This is a genomic window from Mycobacterium malmoense (assembly GCF_019645855.1).
GTDB classification, from domain to species: Bacteria; Actinomycetota; Actinomycetes; order Mycobacteriales; family Mycobacteriaceae; genus Mycobacterium; species Mycobacterium malmoense.
This window is the reverse complement of sequence record NZ_CP080999.1, coordinates 3,219,638-3,233,708: the sequence shown is the minus strand read 5'-3', so window position 1 is coordinate 3,233,708 and position 14,071 is coordinate 3,219,638. Positions and strand designations below refer to the sequence as shown.

The window sequence follows — 14,071 nt, the reverse complement described above, 5'->3', positions numbered from 1 at the left end:
GCGAAATCGTGCGAGTCTGCGTCTGCTCGCGGGGAAAAGGGCGCGGGAAAAAGGGCGCGGGGAGGCTAACCCCGTGGGGGAGTCCAGGCCACCGGCAGGCTCTTGATGCCGTGGATGAATTGAGACAGCAGCCGCGCGGGTTCCTCGACCGCGACGATGTCGGGTATCTCGCGGCGCAATTCGTCGAAGACGACCCGGATCTCACGACGAGCCAGGTTGGCGCCCAGGCAGAAATGGGCACCGCCGCCCCCGAAGCCGAGATGCGGATTGGGGTTGCGGGCCACGTCAAAAGCCCACGGGTTGGCGAACTTTGACTCGTCGCGGTTGGCCGAGTTGTACCAGAGCGCCGCCTTGTCGCCGGCCCGCATCTCGACGCCGCTCAGCTCGATGTCCCGGGTCAGCGTGCGTCGCATGTACACCACCGGCGAAGCCCACCGCACGATCTCCTCGACCGCGGTGGGCGTCAGGCGGTCGAAGTCGGCCCACCACCTGTCGCGCTCCGAGGGGTAGCGGGACAGGGCCAGCACGCCATGGCTGATCGCATTGCGGGTGGTTTCGTTGCCGGCCACCACCAGCAGGATGAAGAACGACGCGATCTCCTGGGATGTCAGCCTGTCGCCGTCGACCTCGGCCTGCACCAGGCTCGTGGTCAGATCGTCGTGATGATTGGACCGGCGGTCTTCGGCCAGCGCGCAGGCGTAGGCGCCGATGTCGGCCGAAACCTGAAGGAACTCCTCGAAATCGAGGGTCAGATCGGGGTCGCCGAAGCCGAGAATCACGTTGGTCCAGTGGAATACGCGCTGATGGTCTTCTTCGGGGATGCCCATCATGTCGCAGATGACCTGCAGCGGCAGCGGCCCGGCGAGCTCGCCGACCAGATCGGCCTGGCCGTCGGGGTGGTTGGCGATCAGCGATGCGACCAGCCGGTGGGCCCGCTCGCGCACCGACGCCTCGATGCGGGCGACCACCTTCGGGGTGAAGGCCCGGCTGACGATCGACCGCAGCCGCTGGTGTCGCGGATCGTCGAGCACGATCATCGAACCGAAATACTCGGCCAACTCCGGTGTCTGTTCGGCGATCGTGATGCCGCCGGCAGAGCTGAAGATGTCGGGATGGCGGCTGGCGAAGTGGACGTCGTCCAGCTTGGTCAGCGCCCAATACCCGTTGCCGGATTCAAATCCCTCGTACTCAATCGGGGGCCAGAACGAGATTGGCGCCTCTCGGCGCAGGGTGGCGAAAGTGCCGTCGCGAACGTCGTCGTCGAGCCCCCAGAAGTCCAGCGATTCGAGATGGATATCGGCCAGCGGAATCTCGGGCGGTGGTGCGCCGTTCACCCGAGTCGCTAGGCCTTTTTGGAGGCCCGTCTTGAGGCTCACCTAGACCCTCCTTCGCCCTTGACGAGGTATCAGTGCGAACAGACGGTCCTGGCGGGAGCACCCACCGTTGCCGTCGCATCGCTCACGACATTGCCGTCGACCAGAATCTTGCAGGAAATGGGTCCCGGTCCTTGGGCGCTGATAACGAACACCTGGCCGCCGAAAGCGGTGAACTGCGTCGACCATGGCAGCGTCGCATTCACCGCGCGCTGCTGACCGGTGTCGGTTTGATACGAGATGTATTCGGCGACGCCCGGACCGCTCACCTCGTAGCGAACTTGGGGAAAATTGTCCGCGTTGGCCACGCCGGCGACCGTCCCGCCGCACACGCTGGCGAACCCGATGCCGATGGCGAACAGGATCGAGGGCCCGCTGAGATGACTCGTCATGGTTCCCCATCGTGTCACCGCGCGAGACGGTACGGAAGCCGCCGCCGGGTATAGATGCCGCCTGCGCTCCCGCCTAGGGTGAAGCCGGGAACCGGGGCTAGTGATCGGAAGGTGGGTATGTCGGAAAGCGGCGCAAAGCGCGTGGTGGTTTGGGGCACGGGATTCGTCGGCAGGATGGTGATCGCCGAGATCGTCAAGCATCCGCTGTTCGAGTTGGTGGGCGTCGGGGTCAGCAACCCCAACAAGGTCGGCCGCGACGTCGGCGACATCTGCGGGCTGCCCGAACCGGTGGGCGTCACCGCCACCGACGACGTCGACGCCCTGATCGCGCTGCAGCCCGACGCGTTGGTGCACTACGGCCCGACGGCCATGCACGCCAAGGGGAACATCTCGCTGATCACCCGCTTCCTGCGGGCCGGCATCGACGTGTGCTCGACGGCGATGACGCCGTGGGTGTGGCCGGCGATGCACCTGAACCCGCCGAACTGGATCGAGCCCATCACCGAAGCCTGCGAGCTGGGCGGATCGTCGTGCTTCACCACCGGCATCGACCCCGGATTCGCCAACGACCTGTTCCCGATGACGCTGATGGGCCTGTGCTCCGAGGTACGGCGGGTGCGCGCGTCCGAGCTGCTCGACTACACCAACTACGAGGGCGACTACGAAGTCGAGATGGGCATCGGCCGCGAGCCCGAATACAGCCCGATGCTGGAAAACCGCGACGTGTTGATTTTCGCGTGGGGCGCCACCGTCCCGATGATCGCCCACGCCGCCGGCATCACGCTCGACGAGATCACCACGACCTGGGACAAGTGGGTGACGCCGACGGAGCGCACCACGGCGAAGGGCGTCATCAAGCCCGGCCATGTCGCGGCCGTCCGGTTCACCATCAACGGGATCTACCGGGGCGAGACGCGGATCCAGCTGGAACACGTCAACCGCATCGGGCTCGACGCCGCCCCCGACTGGCCGTCCGGTCACGACAACGACGTCTACCGGGTGGACATCGAAGGGACCCCGAGCGTCTTCCAGGAAACCGCGTTCCGGTTCACCGACGGCTCCGGGCGCGACCCGGCCACGGCCGGCTGCCTGGCGACCGGGATGCGGGCGCTCAACGCCGTGCCGGCGGTCAACGATTTGCCGCCGGGCTGGGTCACCCCGCTCGACCTTCCGTTGATTGCCGGGGCCGGCACCATTCGCTGACCAGGCTGTGGCCATGCCGTCATACGGCTCACGCGGAGCGGCCGCCAAGACGGGCTACAGCTTTTGGCGGCACAATTACGGCTGGGCTAAACACGGGGATTGGACAAATGGCCGACGAAGCTAGGCCCGCGCTGGGCTTGTCGATCGGCGCCACCAACCTGGCGGCCGTGACGGCCGATCACGCCGTCATCCGTAGGTCGGTCCTGACGCTGTATCGCCACCGTCCGCCCGTGGTCGGCGCGCCGTCGGAAAATCCCAGGCTGGACGAGCCGGGCCTGGTAATCGCCGACTTCGTGGACCGGGTCGGAGATCCGGTCGGGATCGCGGCGGCCGACGGTTCGGTGCACCGCAGCGAGGCGTTGGCCGCCGACGGGTTGCGCGCGCTGGCCTACGCCGCCACCGGCGGGCGGCCCCTGCCCGAAAGCGTGGCGGTGACCTACCCCGCGCACTGGCCTTCCAAGTCGGTGGACGCCCTGGGCGCCGCGCTGAGCCGGGTATCCGAATGGTCGAACCGCGCGCGACCGATATTGCTGATCCCGGATGCCGCGGCGACGCTGTTCGCGGTTCGGGCCAACCCCGGCATACCGGCCCGCGGGACCGTGGCCGTGTGCGACTTCGGCGGCAGCGGCACCAACATCACGTTGATGGACGCCGCCGGCGACTATCAGCCCGTGGCCCCGACCGTGCGGCACCACGACTTCTCCGGCGACATGATCGACCAGGCGTTGTTGACCGCCGTCATGGCCGACATGGCGAGCACGGGTTCATCCGACCCGTTCGGCACCTCGGCGATCGGCTCGCTGAGCCGGCTGCGGGCCGGATGCCGAAGCGCCAAGGAGCAACTCTCGTCGAGCACGGCGACCACGTTCACCGACGAGCTGCTTGGCGACATCCGGCTCGCCAGGAACGAACTTGACGAGGCGATCCGAGAATCGCTGAACAACTTCGTGACGGTATTGGATCAGACCTTGAGCCGCAACGGAATTCGCGATATCGTCGCCGTGGTCTCGGTGGGCGGTGGGGCGAACATCCCGGCGGTCACCACCATGCTGTCGGCACATCTTCGGGTGCCGGTCGTCACGACGCCGCGTCCGCAACTGGCGGCGGCCATCGGCGGCGCCCTGCGGGTGGCGTGGCCGCGGCGTGGTGCCGAAACTCCCGTCTAGTGCGCTCGCTCGCGCTTGACCAGCACCACCGCCGCGAGCGGAATCCGCATCGGTTCGGGCGCGCTCGCCAAACGCTGGGCGACGGCGGCCTCCACCTGCCCGACGAACTCGACCGCCCGTGGGTCACCGGCGCCGCCGTCCAGCGCGCCCGCCAGGGCCGGCAGGAGCGCGGCCCGCGCGAATGCCGCCCACCGCGCGCCGAAAGCCTCTGCGTCCTCGTCGTTTTGGAACCGAGCCCAGAACCGGTCTTCGGCGGTAAACATCTCGAGACGCTCGATCGTCAAGCCTTCGAACCGCCCGCTCGGCGCGAACGGGGAGCGAAGGTCCTTCTCGCCGCGGCCAAAAATCGGAACGGCCATGCGCCGCAACTCATCCTGGCTCAGCAGCCCGTCGCGTGCGCGATCGGTCAGCGCGGCAACGATCGCGTCGAGCAACGCTTCGAAGCCGGACTTGCCGTCCCCGTCGACCGCCAATGTCAATATCACCAGCCGGCCTTCGGGGGCCAATTCACGGCCGCGGAAGGCCACGAAGTCGTGCCAATCCGCAGCGGCCTGGCGCGCGTAGGCGGCGCGGGCGGCGTCGTCATCGCTGTGGGCGACGTGCACGTGATCATGGATTTCGCAGGGAATCCGGCTCAGCCACTGCGTCGCCCACGAGGACCAGCCGAGGTTGACCGTTTTGGACGGCAGGATCTGGCCGTAGAACGACCGGCCGATGGCCGAAGCGAAACTCGTTGTGTCCGAATGCAAGTAGCTGTCCGGGTCGTCGGCCAGGGTCCGGAACAGGGCCGTGAAGTCGTTGTCCGGTACGTCGGTGTGCGCCACCAGGATTGCGTGATCGTGACGGGTGCGCCGGCGTAGCACCGCAATCGCCGCCGCCAGCGGTTTGAGCGAATTGTGCCCATTGGCGGCGCCATAGTCGGCGACGACGATCGGCTGCGGGGGTGTGGGCAGCCGCACGTGTTCCGCCGCCCGCTCGAACAGCGCGATGGCGTGGGCCAAGCCTGCGGCCTGCAGCCGCGACGATGCGGTGTACGTCGCGCTGTCCGTCGGCTCGGGCCGGACCACAACACTCGATTCGGGCGTTCGAGGTTCCGGCCGCATGCTCAGTTCGGCTTCGGGTAGCTGACGCCGGTGAGCTGCTCGGATAGCTCCCACAGTCGCCGGCAATCGTTCTCGTTGCGGGCACGCTCGGGCACCTTGGCCAGGGTCACGCCACCACCGGCCGCCTCGTAGAAGCCGCGGGGTCCGTAGAACGCGCCGCCTTCGGCGTGCGGGGCGGCGGCCGCGTAGAGCGCCGGCAGGATCCCGTCGTCGATCTCCTGCCACAGGAACGGCGCCCAACGCCAGGACGCCCTGTACAACCGCTCCATCAACGCGGGCTTTTCGCGGCCGTGCGACGGCCCGGCGATCTGCAGGTTGGTCTTGGTCAGGCCGGGGTGCGCGGCGTTGGACATGATGCCCCAGCCGGCCGCGCGGCTGCGCCGGTCCAGCTCGAGGGCGAACATCAACACGGCCAGCTTCGACTGGCCGTAGGCCGCCATCGGTGCGTAGGACTTCTCGAATTGCGGGTCGTCGAAGTGGATTTGGCCGCGGCGGGCGGCCAGGCTGCTCAGGGAGACGACGCGTGCGCCGTTGGCGGCGCGCAACAGCGGGAGCACGTGTGCGGTCAGCGCGAAGTGTCCGAGATGGTTGCTGCCGAACTGTAATTCGAAGCCATCGGCGGTGGTGTCGCGTTCCGGCGGCGTCATGACGCCGGCGTTGTTGATCAGGACGTCGATCGGGCGGCCCTCGGCGATGAGTTGTTCGCCCAAGGCGGCAACCGAGGCCAGCGACGACAGGTCGAGCGACTTGATGGTCAGCTTGGCGTCGGGAACCGTGGCGCGGATGTCGTCGATCGCCGCCTCACCCTTGGCGCGATTGCGGATCGCCATGACGACGTCGGCGCCGGCGGCCGACAGCCGCCGGGCGAGCCCGAACCCCAGGCCGCTGTTGGCTCCGGTGACGATTACCAGCTTCCCCGACAGGTCGGGCACGGTGGCGACGAGATCGTTGGCCATGCGTATCACTCCTTGTCCGATGGGGATTACGTCCTAGTGTGCCCTTGGTGTCGCCGTCGGCGAATCCGGGCGGCATTCTGGTCGGTCGCCGGCCGGGCGCCCTTTCGCTGGCACCGCCCGGCTGGCAGTGACACACTGCGTGGATGAGCAGCAGGCGGCTCGCGAAGATTTCGCTGGCCGGCGCGATCGTGATGATGGTCGTGGCGGTAGGCGGCTTCATCGTGGCGCTGGTGCTCAACGCTTTCTTCCTGGACAGGTACAACGCCTACGGCGAGGTGCCGATCCCGGGATCGGGCAGCCTGCACCTGCCCGCCGGGGAAGTCACCGTCAGCCTGCACACCGTGGTGATCGGCCGTCCCAACGGCGGCGGCCTGCCGGTGCCGCCGCTTGGGGTAACGATCGCGCCGCCCGACGGCGTGGCGCAGCCGGTGGTGACCGAAAGCATCGGCGGCACAACGACGGTCAACAACGATGCGCACGTGCGGGTGTGGGTGGCTCGGATTGCCGCCGACGGCACCTACAACGTCACGACCGACGGCAAAGTCAACGGATACATCGACCCGCGACTCGCCTTCGGCCACCGGAGTTCCTACGGCTTTTTGGTGTGGGTGTTCGTCACCGTGTTCGTTGTGGGCCTGGTCGATTCGATCATGTCCGGTATGTGGCTGGCTCGCACCCGGCGCAGGGCGGTGTCGTCGGTGGTGTCGCGGCCCCCCCGCGGCTCAACCACCCGGTGATCAAGACGTCCGCTGAGCCACTTGCGGCGAGCGTGCGTGTTTGTACGGTGACACGCCGGTGAAGCTGGCATTGTGCGCACGCTCGCGCCCAAAGACCTAGTGGCCCCGGGCCACCCACTCCTCGTAATGGACGATCTCGTCGCCGACGGTGGTGCTGTCGCCATGGCCGGTATGCACGACGGTGTCGCCCGGCAGCTTGCCGAGGCGTTCGGAGATCGACTGCAGGATCGTCGGGAAGTCGGAGTATGAGCGCCCGGTCGCGCCAGGGCCGCCGGAGAACAGGGTGTCGCCGCTGAACACCGTATGCAACTCCGGGGCATACCAGCACACCGATCCCGGGGAATGACCCGGGGTGTGCAGCGCCCGCAACTCGGCGCCGGCGACCCGCAGCGTGTCCCCGTCGGAGACGGCGCGAAAGTCCTTGTCCGGGTGTGTTATTCGCCACAGTACGTCGTCGGCGGGATGCAGCAGCACGGGCGCGTCGAGCGCCTTGCCGAGTTCGGGGGCCACGGTGACGTGATCGTTGTGGCCATGCGTGCACACCACCGCCACCACGTTGCGGCCGCCGACCGCCCGCACGATCGGCTCCGCGGTGTGGGCGGCGTCGAACACCACGACCTCGGAGTCGTCGCCGACGATCCAGATGTTGTTGTCGACTTCCCAACTGCCGCCGTCGAGTTCGAAGGTCCCATGCGTCACCACCCGATCAATCACAGGATCACCACCGAGCGCAGCACCGTGCCGCCATGCATCTTGTGGAATGCCTGCTCGACGTCGCCGAGCCCGATGCGTTCGGAGACGAACTTTTCCAGCGGGAGCCGGCCCTGCAGGTAGAGGTCGATCAGGGTGGGGAAGTCGCGTTCGGGCAGGCAATCGCCATACCACGATGACTTCAGCGACCCGCCGTGGCTGAAGAAGTCCACCAGCGGCATGTCCAGGCGCATGTCGGGGGTCGGAACACCCACCAGCACAACGGTTCCCGCGAGGTCGCGGGCGTAGAAGGCCTGCCTCCACGTTTCGGGCCGGCCCACGGCGTCGATCGCCACGTCGACGCCGAAGCCGCCGGTCAGGTCCTGGATGGTTTTGACTAGGCCCATTTCGTGGTCGAATTCGCGGGCGTTGACGGTGTGGGTGGCACCGAACTTGCGGGCCAGGTCCAGCTTCGCGTTGTCGGTGTCGACCGCGATGATGCGCCTGGCTCCGACCAGCGCGGCGCCGGCGATCGCGGCGTCGCCCACCCCGCCGCAGCCGATCACCGCGACGGTGTCGTCGCGGGTCACGGCGCCGGTGTTGATCGCCGCGCCGATGCCGGCCATCACCCCGCAGCCCAGCAGGCCCGCGACGGCCGGGTCGGCTTGGGGATCGACCTTGGTGCATTGCCCGGCGTGCACCAGCGTCTTGTCGGCGAAGGCGCCGATGCCCAGCGCCGGGGTGAGCTCGGTGCCGTCGGTCAGCGTCATCTTCTGTGCGGCGTTGAAGGTGTCGAAGCAGTATTGCGGCCTGCCGCGTTTGCAGGCCCGGCACTGGCCGCACACGGCGCGCCAGTTCAGGATCACAAAGTCGCCGGGCTCGACCGCGGTCACGCCCGGTCCGACCGCCTCGACCGTGCCCGCCGCCTCGTGGCCGAGCAGGAACGGGTACTCGTCGTTGATGCCGCCCTCGCGGTAGGTCAGGTCGGTGTGGCATACCCCGCAGGCGATGACGTCGACCACCACCTCACCCGGGCCGGGATCCGGGACGACGATGTCCACCAATTCGACGGGCTCGCCCTTCTTGCGTGAAATCACTCCGCGCACTGTCTGACTCATGGGCTCCAACCTACTGAGGGGTCGCCATACACCGCGCGCCGACCCGTCCACCCATGGGGCTTTTGGTGCGGCGGCCCGTCGAGCCTGCGACCATGGCGCCGATTCCGCGATGAGGGCGTCAACCGCGGCGAATCGCCAATGCTGGACGCAGACTCGACGCCGATAAGGCAACGGCCGCACGCCCGGCCGACGCACCCGTGTAGCGTCTACACAACGTGACGACACTCGACGGAAGCACCACCGCCGGCGAGACCGCCGAGGAATTCATCGAGCGCATAGTCGCGGCCCTCGACGGCGCCAGCCTCACAATCCTGCTGAGCATTGGGCATCAGACCGGCCTGCTGGACACGATGGCCGGGCTGTCGCCGGCGACCAGCGCGCAGATCGCCGAGGCGGCCGGACTCAACGAGCGCTACGTCCGGGAATGGCTGGCCGGCATGACCACCGGGCGCGTCGTCGACTACGACGCCGGCACCGCCACCTACTCGCTGCCCGCCCACCGCGCGGGCGCGCTGACCCACGCGGCGGGGCCGGACAACCTGGCCTTGGTGGCCCTGTTCGTTCCGCAGTTCGGCGAGGTCGAACAGAAAATCATCGGCTGCTTCCGGCACGGCGGCGGGCTGCCCTACAGCGAATTTCCCCGCTTCCACGCGCTGATGGCCGAACAGAGCGGCGTGGTCTTTGACGCCGCGCTCGTCGACGTCGTGCTGCCGTTGGTCGACGGGCTCGTCGAGCGACTGCGCTCCGGAGTGGACGTGGCCGATTTCGGATGCGGCAGCGGTCACGCGATCAACGTGATGGCGCGGGCGTTTCCGACGAGCCGTTTCACCGGCATCGATTTTTCCGATGAGGCCATCGCGGCCGGCATCGGGGAGGCTGCTCGTCTCGGCCTGACGAACGTGGCCTTCGAGAGCCACAACCTGGCCGAGCTGGACAGGGCGGCCGCCTACGACGTCATCACCGTGTTCGACGCCATCCACGATCAGGCGCAGCCGGCGCGGGTGCTGGAAAACATCCACCGCGCGCTGCGGCCCGGCGGCGTTCTGCTGATGGCCGACATCAAGGCGTCGAGCCGGCTCGAGGACAACGTCGGGGTCCCGATGAGCACGTACCTCTACACGACCTCGCTGATGCACTGCATGACCGTGTCGCTGGCGGCTGGCGGCGCCGGGCTGGGCGCGGCCTGGGGAACGCAGCTAGCCATCTCGATGCTCGCCGACGCCGGGTTCGACGACGTGCGGGTGGCCGAGATCGAGTCGGATCCGATCAACAACTACTACTTGGCCCATAAGCGGGCCACGAAGTGACGCGCCCGACCTGATGGCCGCCCTCGACGGACTCGCGCGCCTTGTTGATTGGCCTGTGGCCAACGCCGCCGCGGCGGTGATCGGGCCTGGCGGGGTGCTGGCCAGCCACGGCGACACCGAGCGGGTGTTCGAGCTGGCGTCGGTGACCAAACCGCTGGTGGCCCGGGCCGTGCACGTCGCCATCGAGGAAGGTGTCGTCGAGCTGGACACCGCGGCCGGCCCGCCCGGCTCCACCGTCCGGCACCTGCTGGCGCATGCGTCGGGTCTGGCGATGCACTCCGATCGCGTGCTGGCCAAGCCCGGCACCCGGCGAATGTATTCCAACTACGGCTTCACGGTGCTGGCCCAAACCGTGGAGCGAGAGTCGGGGATCGAGTTCGGCCGCTACCTGGCCGAGGCGGTGTGTGAGCCGCTGGCCATGGCGTCCACCCGGCTGGATGGTGGCGCGGCGGCGGCCGGATTCGGGGCGACGTCGACGGCTGCCGACCTGGCGGTGTTCGCCGGTGACCTGTTGCGTCCGTCGACGGTCTCCGCGCAGCTGCACGCCGAGGCGACGACGGTGCAATTTCCCGGCCTGGACGGTGTGCTGCCCGGCTATGGCGTGCAGCGGCCCAACGATTGGGGGCTGGGTTTCGAGATCAGGGATGCGAAATCGCCGCACTGGACGGGCGCGCGCAACTCGGCGCGAACCTACGGCCATTTCGGCCAGGCAGGCGGTTTCATCTGGGCAGATCCCCAGGTGGAGCTGGCGTTGGTGGTCCTCACCGACCGCGATTTCGGCGAGTGGGCGCTGCGGCCGTGGCCGGCGATTTCCGACGCGGTGATCGTCGAATACAACTGATCAGCACTGCACACTAGCGCAACACGGGTATCACAAGGCACAATAGACACGCACGACACAAAAATATCGTGGAATATCAGCAGACTGCCTGCTTGACGGATCCGCCAGGTCGTTGGGGAAGACGTCCCTCGTGGAACCGAAGGAGCAGGAGATGCGTGCGTCGAATCAATTTGCCGACGTGACGACAGGCGTGGTGTACGTCCATGCCTCGCCCGCGGCGGTATGCCCGCATGTCGAGTGGGCGTTGTCGTCGACCCTGCAGTCCAAGGCCAACCTGGTGTGGACGCCGCAGCCGGCGATGCCCGGACAGCTGCGCGCGGTCACCAATTGGGTCGGGCCGGTGGGCACCGGCGCCCGGCTGGCCAACGCGCTGCGCTCCTGGTCGGTGCTGCGGTTCGAGGTCACCGAGGATCCCAGCCCGGGTGTCGACGGCCAGCGCTTCAGCCACACGCCGCAATTGGGCCTGTGGAGCGGGTCGATGAGCGCCAACGGCGACGTCATGGTCGGCGAGATGCGGCTTCGGGCGATGATGGCGCAGGGCGCCGACACCCTGGCCGCCGAGCTGGATTCGGTGCTCGGGACGGCGTGGGACGAGGCGCTCGAGGTGTATCGCGACGGTGGCGACGCCGGGGAAGTGACCTGGCTCAGCCGGGGCGTCGGGTAACCGGCCGCAGGATCTGCAGCGCGCCCGGAACCGCGGTGATCTCGGCGGGCAGCGGGCAGGCGAAGTCGCCGTCGGCGTAGACGTTGATGCCGGGGCACTCGACGTGAATGGATTTGGCGCGCGCCGTACTCACCTCGTCGAGGTTGATGTGGGTGCCTTTCATGACGGTGGGGAACAGGCGGACCAGCTTGGTCCGGGATGCCTCGTGCACCATGGTGATGTCGAGCAGGCCGTCGGCGTGATCGGCGTTGGGACAGATGAGCATGCCCCCGCCATAGCTTCGGGTATTGCCGAAGGCCGCAAGCGTGATGTCGGCGTCGATTTCGTGGGTTCCGTCGAGCACCATCCGGAACGGCAACAGCCGCAGCCGTGACAGCTCGGCGAGCATCGCGACGTAGTAGCGCAGCCGCCCGTGGGGCCAGCTCATCCGGTTGGCCCGATCGGTCACCAGGGAGTCGAACCCGGCGGCGGCCACGGTGCCGAACCACTTGTCCCACTTTTTGCGGCCCTCGCCGCGCTGAATACGGCCCAGATCAACGGTTTCCGTCCAGCCGTCGACGATGATGTCCGCGGCGGCTTCGGGATCCTTTGTGGGCACACCAAATTCACGTGCGTGGTCGTTGCCGGTTCCCGCCGGGACGATTCCCACCGGAACGTCGGTGCCCGCCAGCACCTGCAACGCATTGGAGAAGACGCCGTCACCTCCGGTCACCATCACCGCGTCGGTGCCCTTCTCGAGGGCCGCGCTGACCAGATACCGCGCGTCTTGCGCGTCGTCGCCGATGATTTCGACGACCTCCACACCGCGATGGTGTAGCCGTCCGATCGCGAGTTTGGCGGCGCGTATCGCGGCGCCGTGTCCCGATACGGGATTGGTTAGTGCGATCACATGGGCGATTTCACGCCGGCGCAGTTGTCCCGCGACAGGGATCACGGGATCAGCTTGCCGGGGTTGAGGATTCCCGCCGGATCCAGCGTCGCCTTGACCGCGCGCAACACCCGCACGCCCAGCTCGCCGACCTCGTCGCGCATCCAGGGCCGGTGGTCGGCGCCGACCGCGTGGTGATGCGTGATGGTTCCGCCGGCCGCCATGATGGCATCCGACGCGGCCTTCTTGGCGGCCCGCCACTGCTCGATCGGATCGCCCCGCTGCCCGGCGACGACGGTGAAGTACAGCGAGGCGCCGGTGGGATAGACGTGCGAGATGTGGCACATCACCAGCGCCGGTGTTCCGCTCTCGGCCAGCGCGGCGGTGAGCACCTGTGTGACGGCGGCTTTGAGCGCGGGGACGTTGGACCAGTCGGTGGCCGTCTCGAGGGTCTCGCAGAGCGCGCCCGCCGCCAGCAGCGAGTCGCGCAGGTACGGCGCGCCGAACCGGCCCCGCTCCCAGGCGCGCGCCGGCCCCTCACCCAGCGAGGTGCCGCCGTGGGCCGCCAGCAGCACGCCGGTCTCGGTATGCCGGCTCTCGACGTGTTCCCTGGTGCCCTCGAACACGGTGATCCCCAGGCATCCGCCGGCGATCCGGCTTTCGCCGATGGCCTCGGTGGTGGCCAGGTTGACGCCCGTTTCGGCCTCGTCGGAGAGCCGGATGACGGTGGGGCCGGTGGCGTTTTGGGTGACGGCGCGCAGGGCGGCCGCTCCCGTCGTGAAGTCGGGGAACGACCACGCCTCGTAGCGCACGGCTTCCGGGATCCGGTGCACGCGCAGCCGCACCTGGGTGATGACGCCGAAGGTCCCCTCCGAGCCGAGCAGCAGCTCGCGCAGGTCCGGGCCCGCCGCCGATTCCGGTGCGCGCCCCAGATCCAGCGTGCCCGCCGGGGTGACCATCCGCAGCCCGGTGACCATGTCGTCGAACCGGCCGTAGCCGGCCGAGTCCTGTCCGGACGACCGCGTGGCGGCGAACCCGCCGATCGTCGCGTACTCGAAGCTCTGCGGGAAATGCCCCAGCGAGAAGCCGCGTTCGCCGAGCAGGCGTTCGGCGCCGGGCCCGGTCACCCCGGCGCCGAGGACGGCCTGGCCGGACACTTCGTCGAGGTCGACGAGCTCATCGAAGCGGCGCAGGTCGAGCGACACCACGGCTTCGAACCCGCCGCGGGTGGGGTCCAGCCCGCCGACCACGCTGGTGCCGCCGCCGAACGGGATCACGGCGATGCGGCGCTCCGAGCAGTGGCGCAGGATCGCGGCGACGGCGTCCTCATCGCCGGGCAGCACGATGGCGTCGGGCGCGTCCTGCACGCCGGTGTCCTTGCGGCGCAACAGGTCCAGGGTGGACTTGCCGCCGGCATGCAGCAGCCGGTCGCGGTCGGCGGTGCGGCAGTACTCGGCGCCGACGATCCCGGCCAGCGCGTCGCGGTCGGCTTGTGCCAGCGCCGAGGGGCGCAGCCGCACCTCGTCCGCGTCGAGTTGGGACTCCTTTGAATCCTCAAGGCCGACAGCCTGTTTCAGCAACGCGCGGATGCCGTCGGACAGGGGCTTGGCCGCCGCGGGGTCCCCCCACGCGTCCCACTTCATCGGCGGCTGG

Annotated in this window: 13 protein-coding genes and 1 pseudogene; 6 read left to right on the top strand and 8 right to left on the bottom strand. The window is 68.4% G+C overall.

Going from position 1 to position 14,071, the window contains the following annotated elements:
- Nucleotides 1-65 precede the first annotated feature (65 nt).
- Complete coding sequence (locus K3U93_RS14985) at nt 66-1,376, bottom strand: cytochrome P450 (protein ID WP_071511983.1); 1,311 nt, start codon at nt 1,374-1,376, stop codon at nt 66-68.
- A gap of 29 nt (nt 1,377-1,405) precedes the next feature.
- Nucleotides 1,406-1,765, bottom strand: a complete 360-nt coding sequence (locus tag K3U93_RS14980; RefSeq protein WP_071511984.1) for an MmpS family transport accessory protein — start codon at nt 1,763-1,765, stop codon at nt 1,406-1,408.
- 117 nt (nt 1,766-1,882) lie between these two features.
- Here K3U93_RS14980 and K3U93_RS14975 point away from each other — a divergent pair, with 117 nt between their 5' ends.
- Both K3U93_RS14975 and K3U93_RS14970 read left to right on the top strand, forming a co-directional pair.
- Nucleotides 1,883-2,968: an NAD(P)H-dependent amine dehydrogenase family protein gene (locus K3U93_RS14975; RefSeq protein WP_083011293.1), complete on the top strand. Its 1,086-nt coding sequence runs from the start codon at nt 1,883-1,885 to the stop codon at nt 2,966-2,968.
- 107 nt (nt 2,969-3,075) lie between these two features.
- Nucleotides 3,076-4,125 (top strand): annotated as a pseudogene (locus K3U93_RS14970) (Hsp70 family protein); the annotation flags it as partial.
- Nucleotides 4,126-4,130: 5 nt separating this feature from the next.
- Here the strand turns inward: K3U93_RS14970 and K3U93_RS14965 are convergent.
- A complete protein-coding gene (locus K3U93_RS14965) occupies nt 4,131-5,237 on the bottom strand; it encodes a class I SAM-dependent methyltransferase (RefSeq protein ID WP_083011294.1) in 1,107 nt (368 codons plus the stop codon).
- 2 nt (nt 5,238-5,239) lie between these two features.
- Nucleotides 5,240-6,193: an SDR family oxidoreductase gene (locus K3U93_RS14960; RefSeq protein WP_083011295.1), complete on the bottom strand. Its 954-nt coding sequence runs from the start codon at nt 6,191-6,193 to the stop codon at nt 5,240-5,242.
- A 143-nt stretch (nt 6,194-6,336) separates the two neighbouring features.
- On the opposite strand from K3U93_RS14960, the gene K3U93_RS14955 reads away from it, so the two are divergent.
- Complete coding sequence (locus K3U93_RS14955; protein ID WP_083011296.1) at nt 6,337-6,930, top strand: hypothetical protein; 594 nt, start codon at nt 6,337-6,339, stop codon at nt 6,928-6,930.
- Nucleotides 6,931-7,026: 96 nt separating this feature from the next.
- Here K3U93_RS14955 and K3U93_RS14950 read toward each other — a convergent pair whose 3' ends face one another.
- Together K3U93_RS14950 and K3U93_RS14945 are read right to left on the bottom strand one after the other, a co-directional pair.
- Nucleotides 7,027-7,644, bottom strand: coding sequence for an MBL fold metallo-hydrolase (locus K3U93_RS14950; RefSeq protein ID WP_083011297.1), 618 nt, complete (start codon nt 7,642-7,644; stop codon nt 7,027-7,029).
- Nucleotides 7,641-8,738, bottom strand: a complete 1,098-nt coding sequence (locus K3U93_RS14945) for an S-(hydroxymethyl)mycothiol dehydrogenase (RefSeq protein ID WP_083011298.1) — start codon at nt 8,736-8,738, stop codon at nt 7,641-7,643. Before K3U93_RS14945 ends, K3U93_RS14950 begins: the two co-directional genes overlap by 4 nt.
- 215 nt (nt 8,739-8,953) lie before the next feature.
- On the opposite strand from K3U93_RS14945, the gene K3U93_RS14940 reads away from it, so the two are divergent.
- From K3U93_RS14940 to K3U93_RS14930, 3 genes are all read left to right on the top strand, one after another.
- Nucleotides 8,954-10,045 carry a class I SAM-dependent methyltransferase gene (locus tag K3U93_RS14940; protein WP_083011299.1) on the top strand — a complete coding sequence of 364 codons (1,092 nt, stop codon included), beginning with the start codon at nt 8,954-8,956 and terminating at the stop codon, nt 10,043-10,045.
- A gap of 13 nt (nt 10,046-10,058) precedes the next feature.
- Nucleotides 10,059-10,886, top strand: coding sequence for a serine hydrolase domain-containing protein (locus tag K3U93_RS14935; protein WP_071511991.1), 828 nt, complete (start codon nt 10,059-10,061; stop codon nt 10,884-10,886).
- A 151-nt stretch (nt 10,887-11,037) separates the two neighbouring features.
- A complete protein-coding gene (locus tag K3U93_RS14930; RefSeq protein ID WP_071512018.1) occupies nt 11,038-11,550 on the top strand; it encodes a DUF3145 domain-containing protein in 513 nt (170 codons plus the stop codon).
- Here K3U93_RS14930 and K3U93_RS14925 read toward each other — a convergent pair.
- Nucleotides 11,531-12,481, bottom strand: a complete 951-nt coding sequence (locus K3U93_RS14925; protein WP_083011330.1) for a diacylglycerol kinase — start codon at nt 12,479-12,481, stop codon at nt 11,531-11,533. The two genes, K3U93_RS14930 and K3U93_RS14925, sit on opposite strands and share 20 nt — an antisense overlap.
- Nucleotides 12,481-14,061: an FAD-binding oxidoreductase gene (locus K3U93_RS14920; protein ID WP_083011331.1), complete on the bottom strand. Its 1,581-nt coding sequence runs from the start codon at nt 14,059-14,061 to the stop codon at nt 12,481-12,483. The genes K3U93_RS14925 and K3U93_RS14920 overlap by 1 nt, the downstream gene beginning before the upstream one ends.
- Between the last annotated feature and the right edge of the window lie 10 nt (nt 14,062-14,071).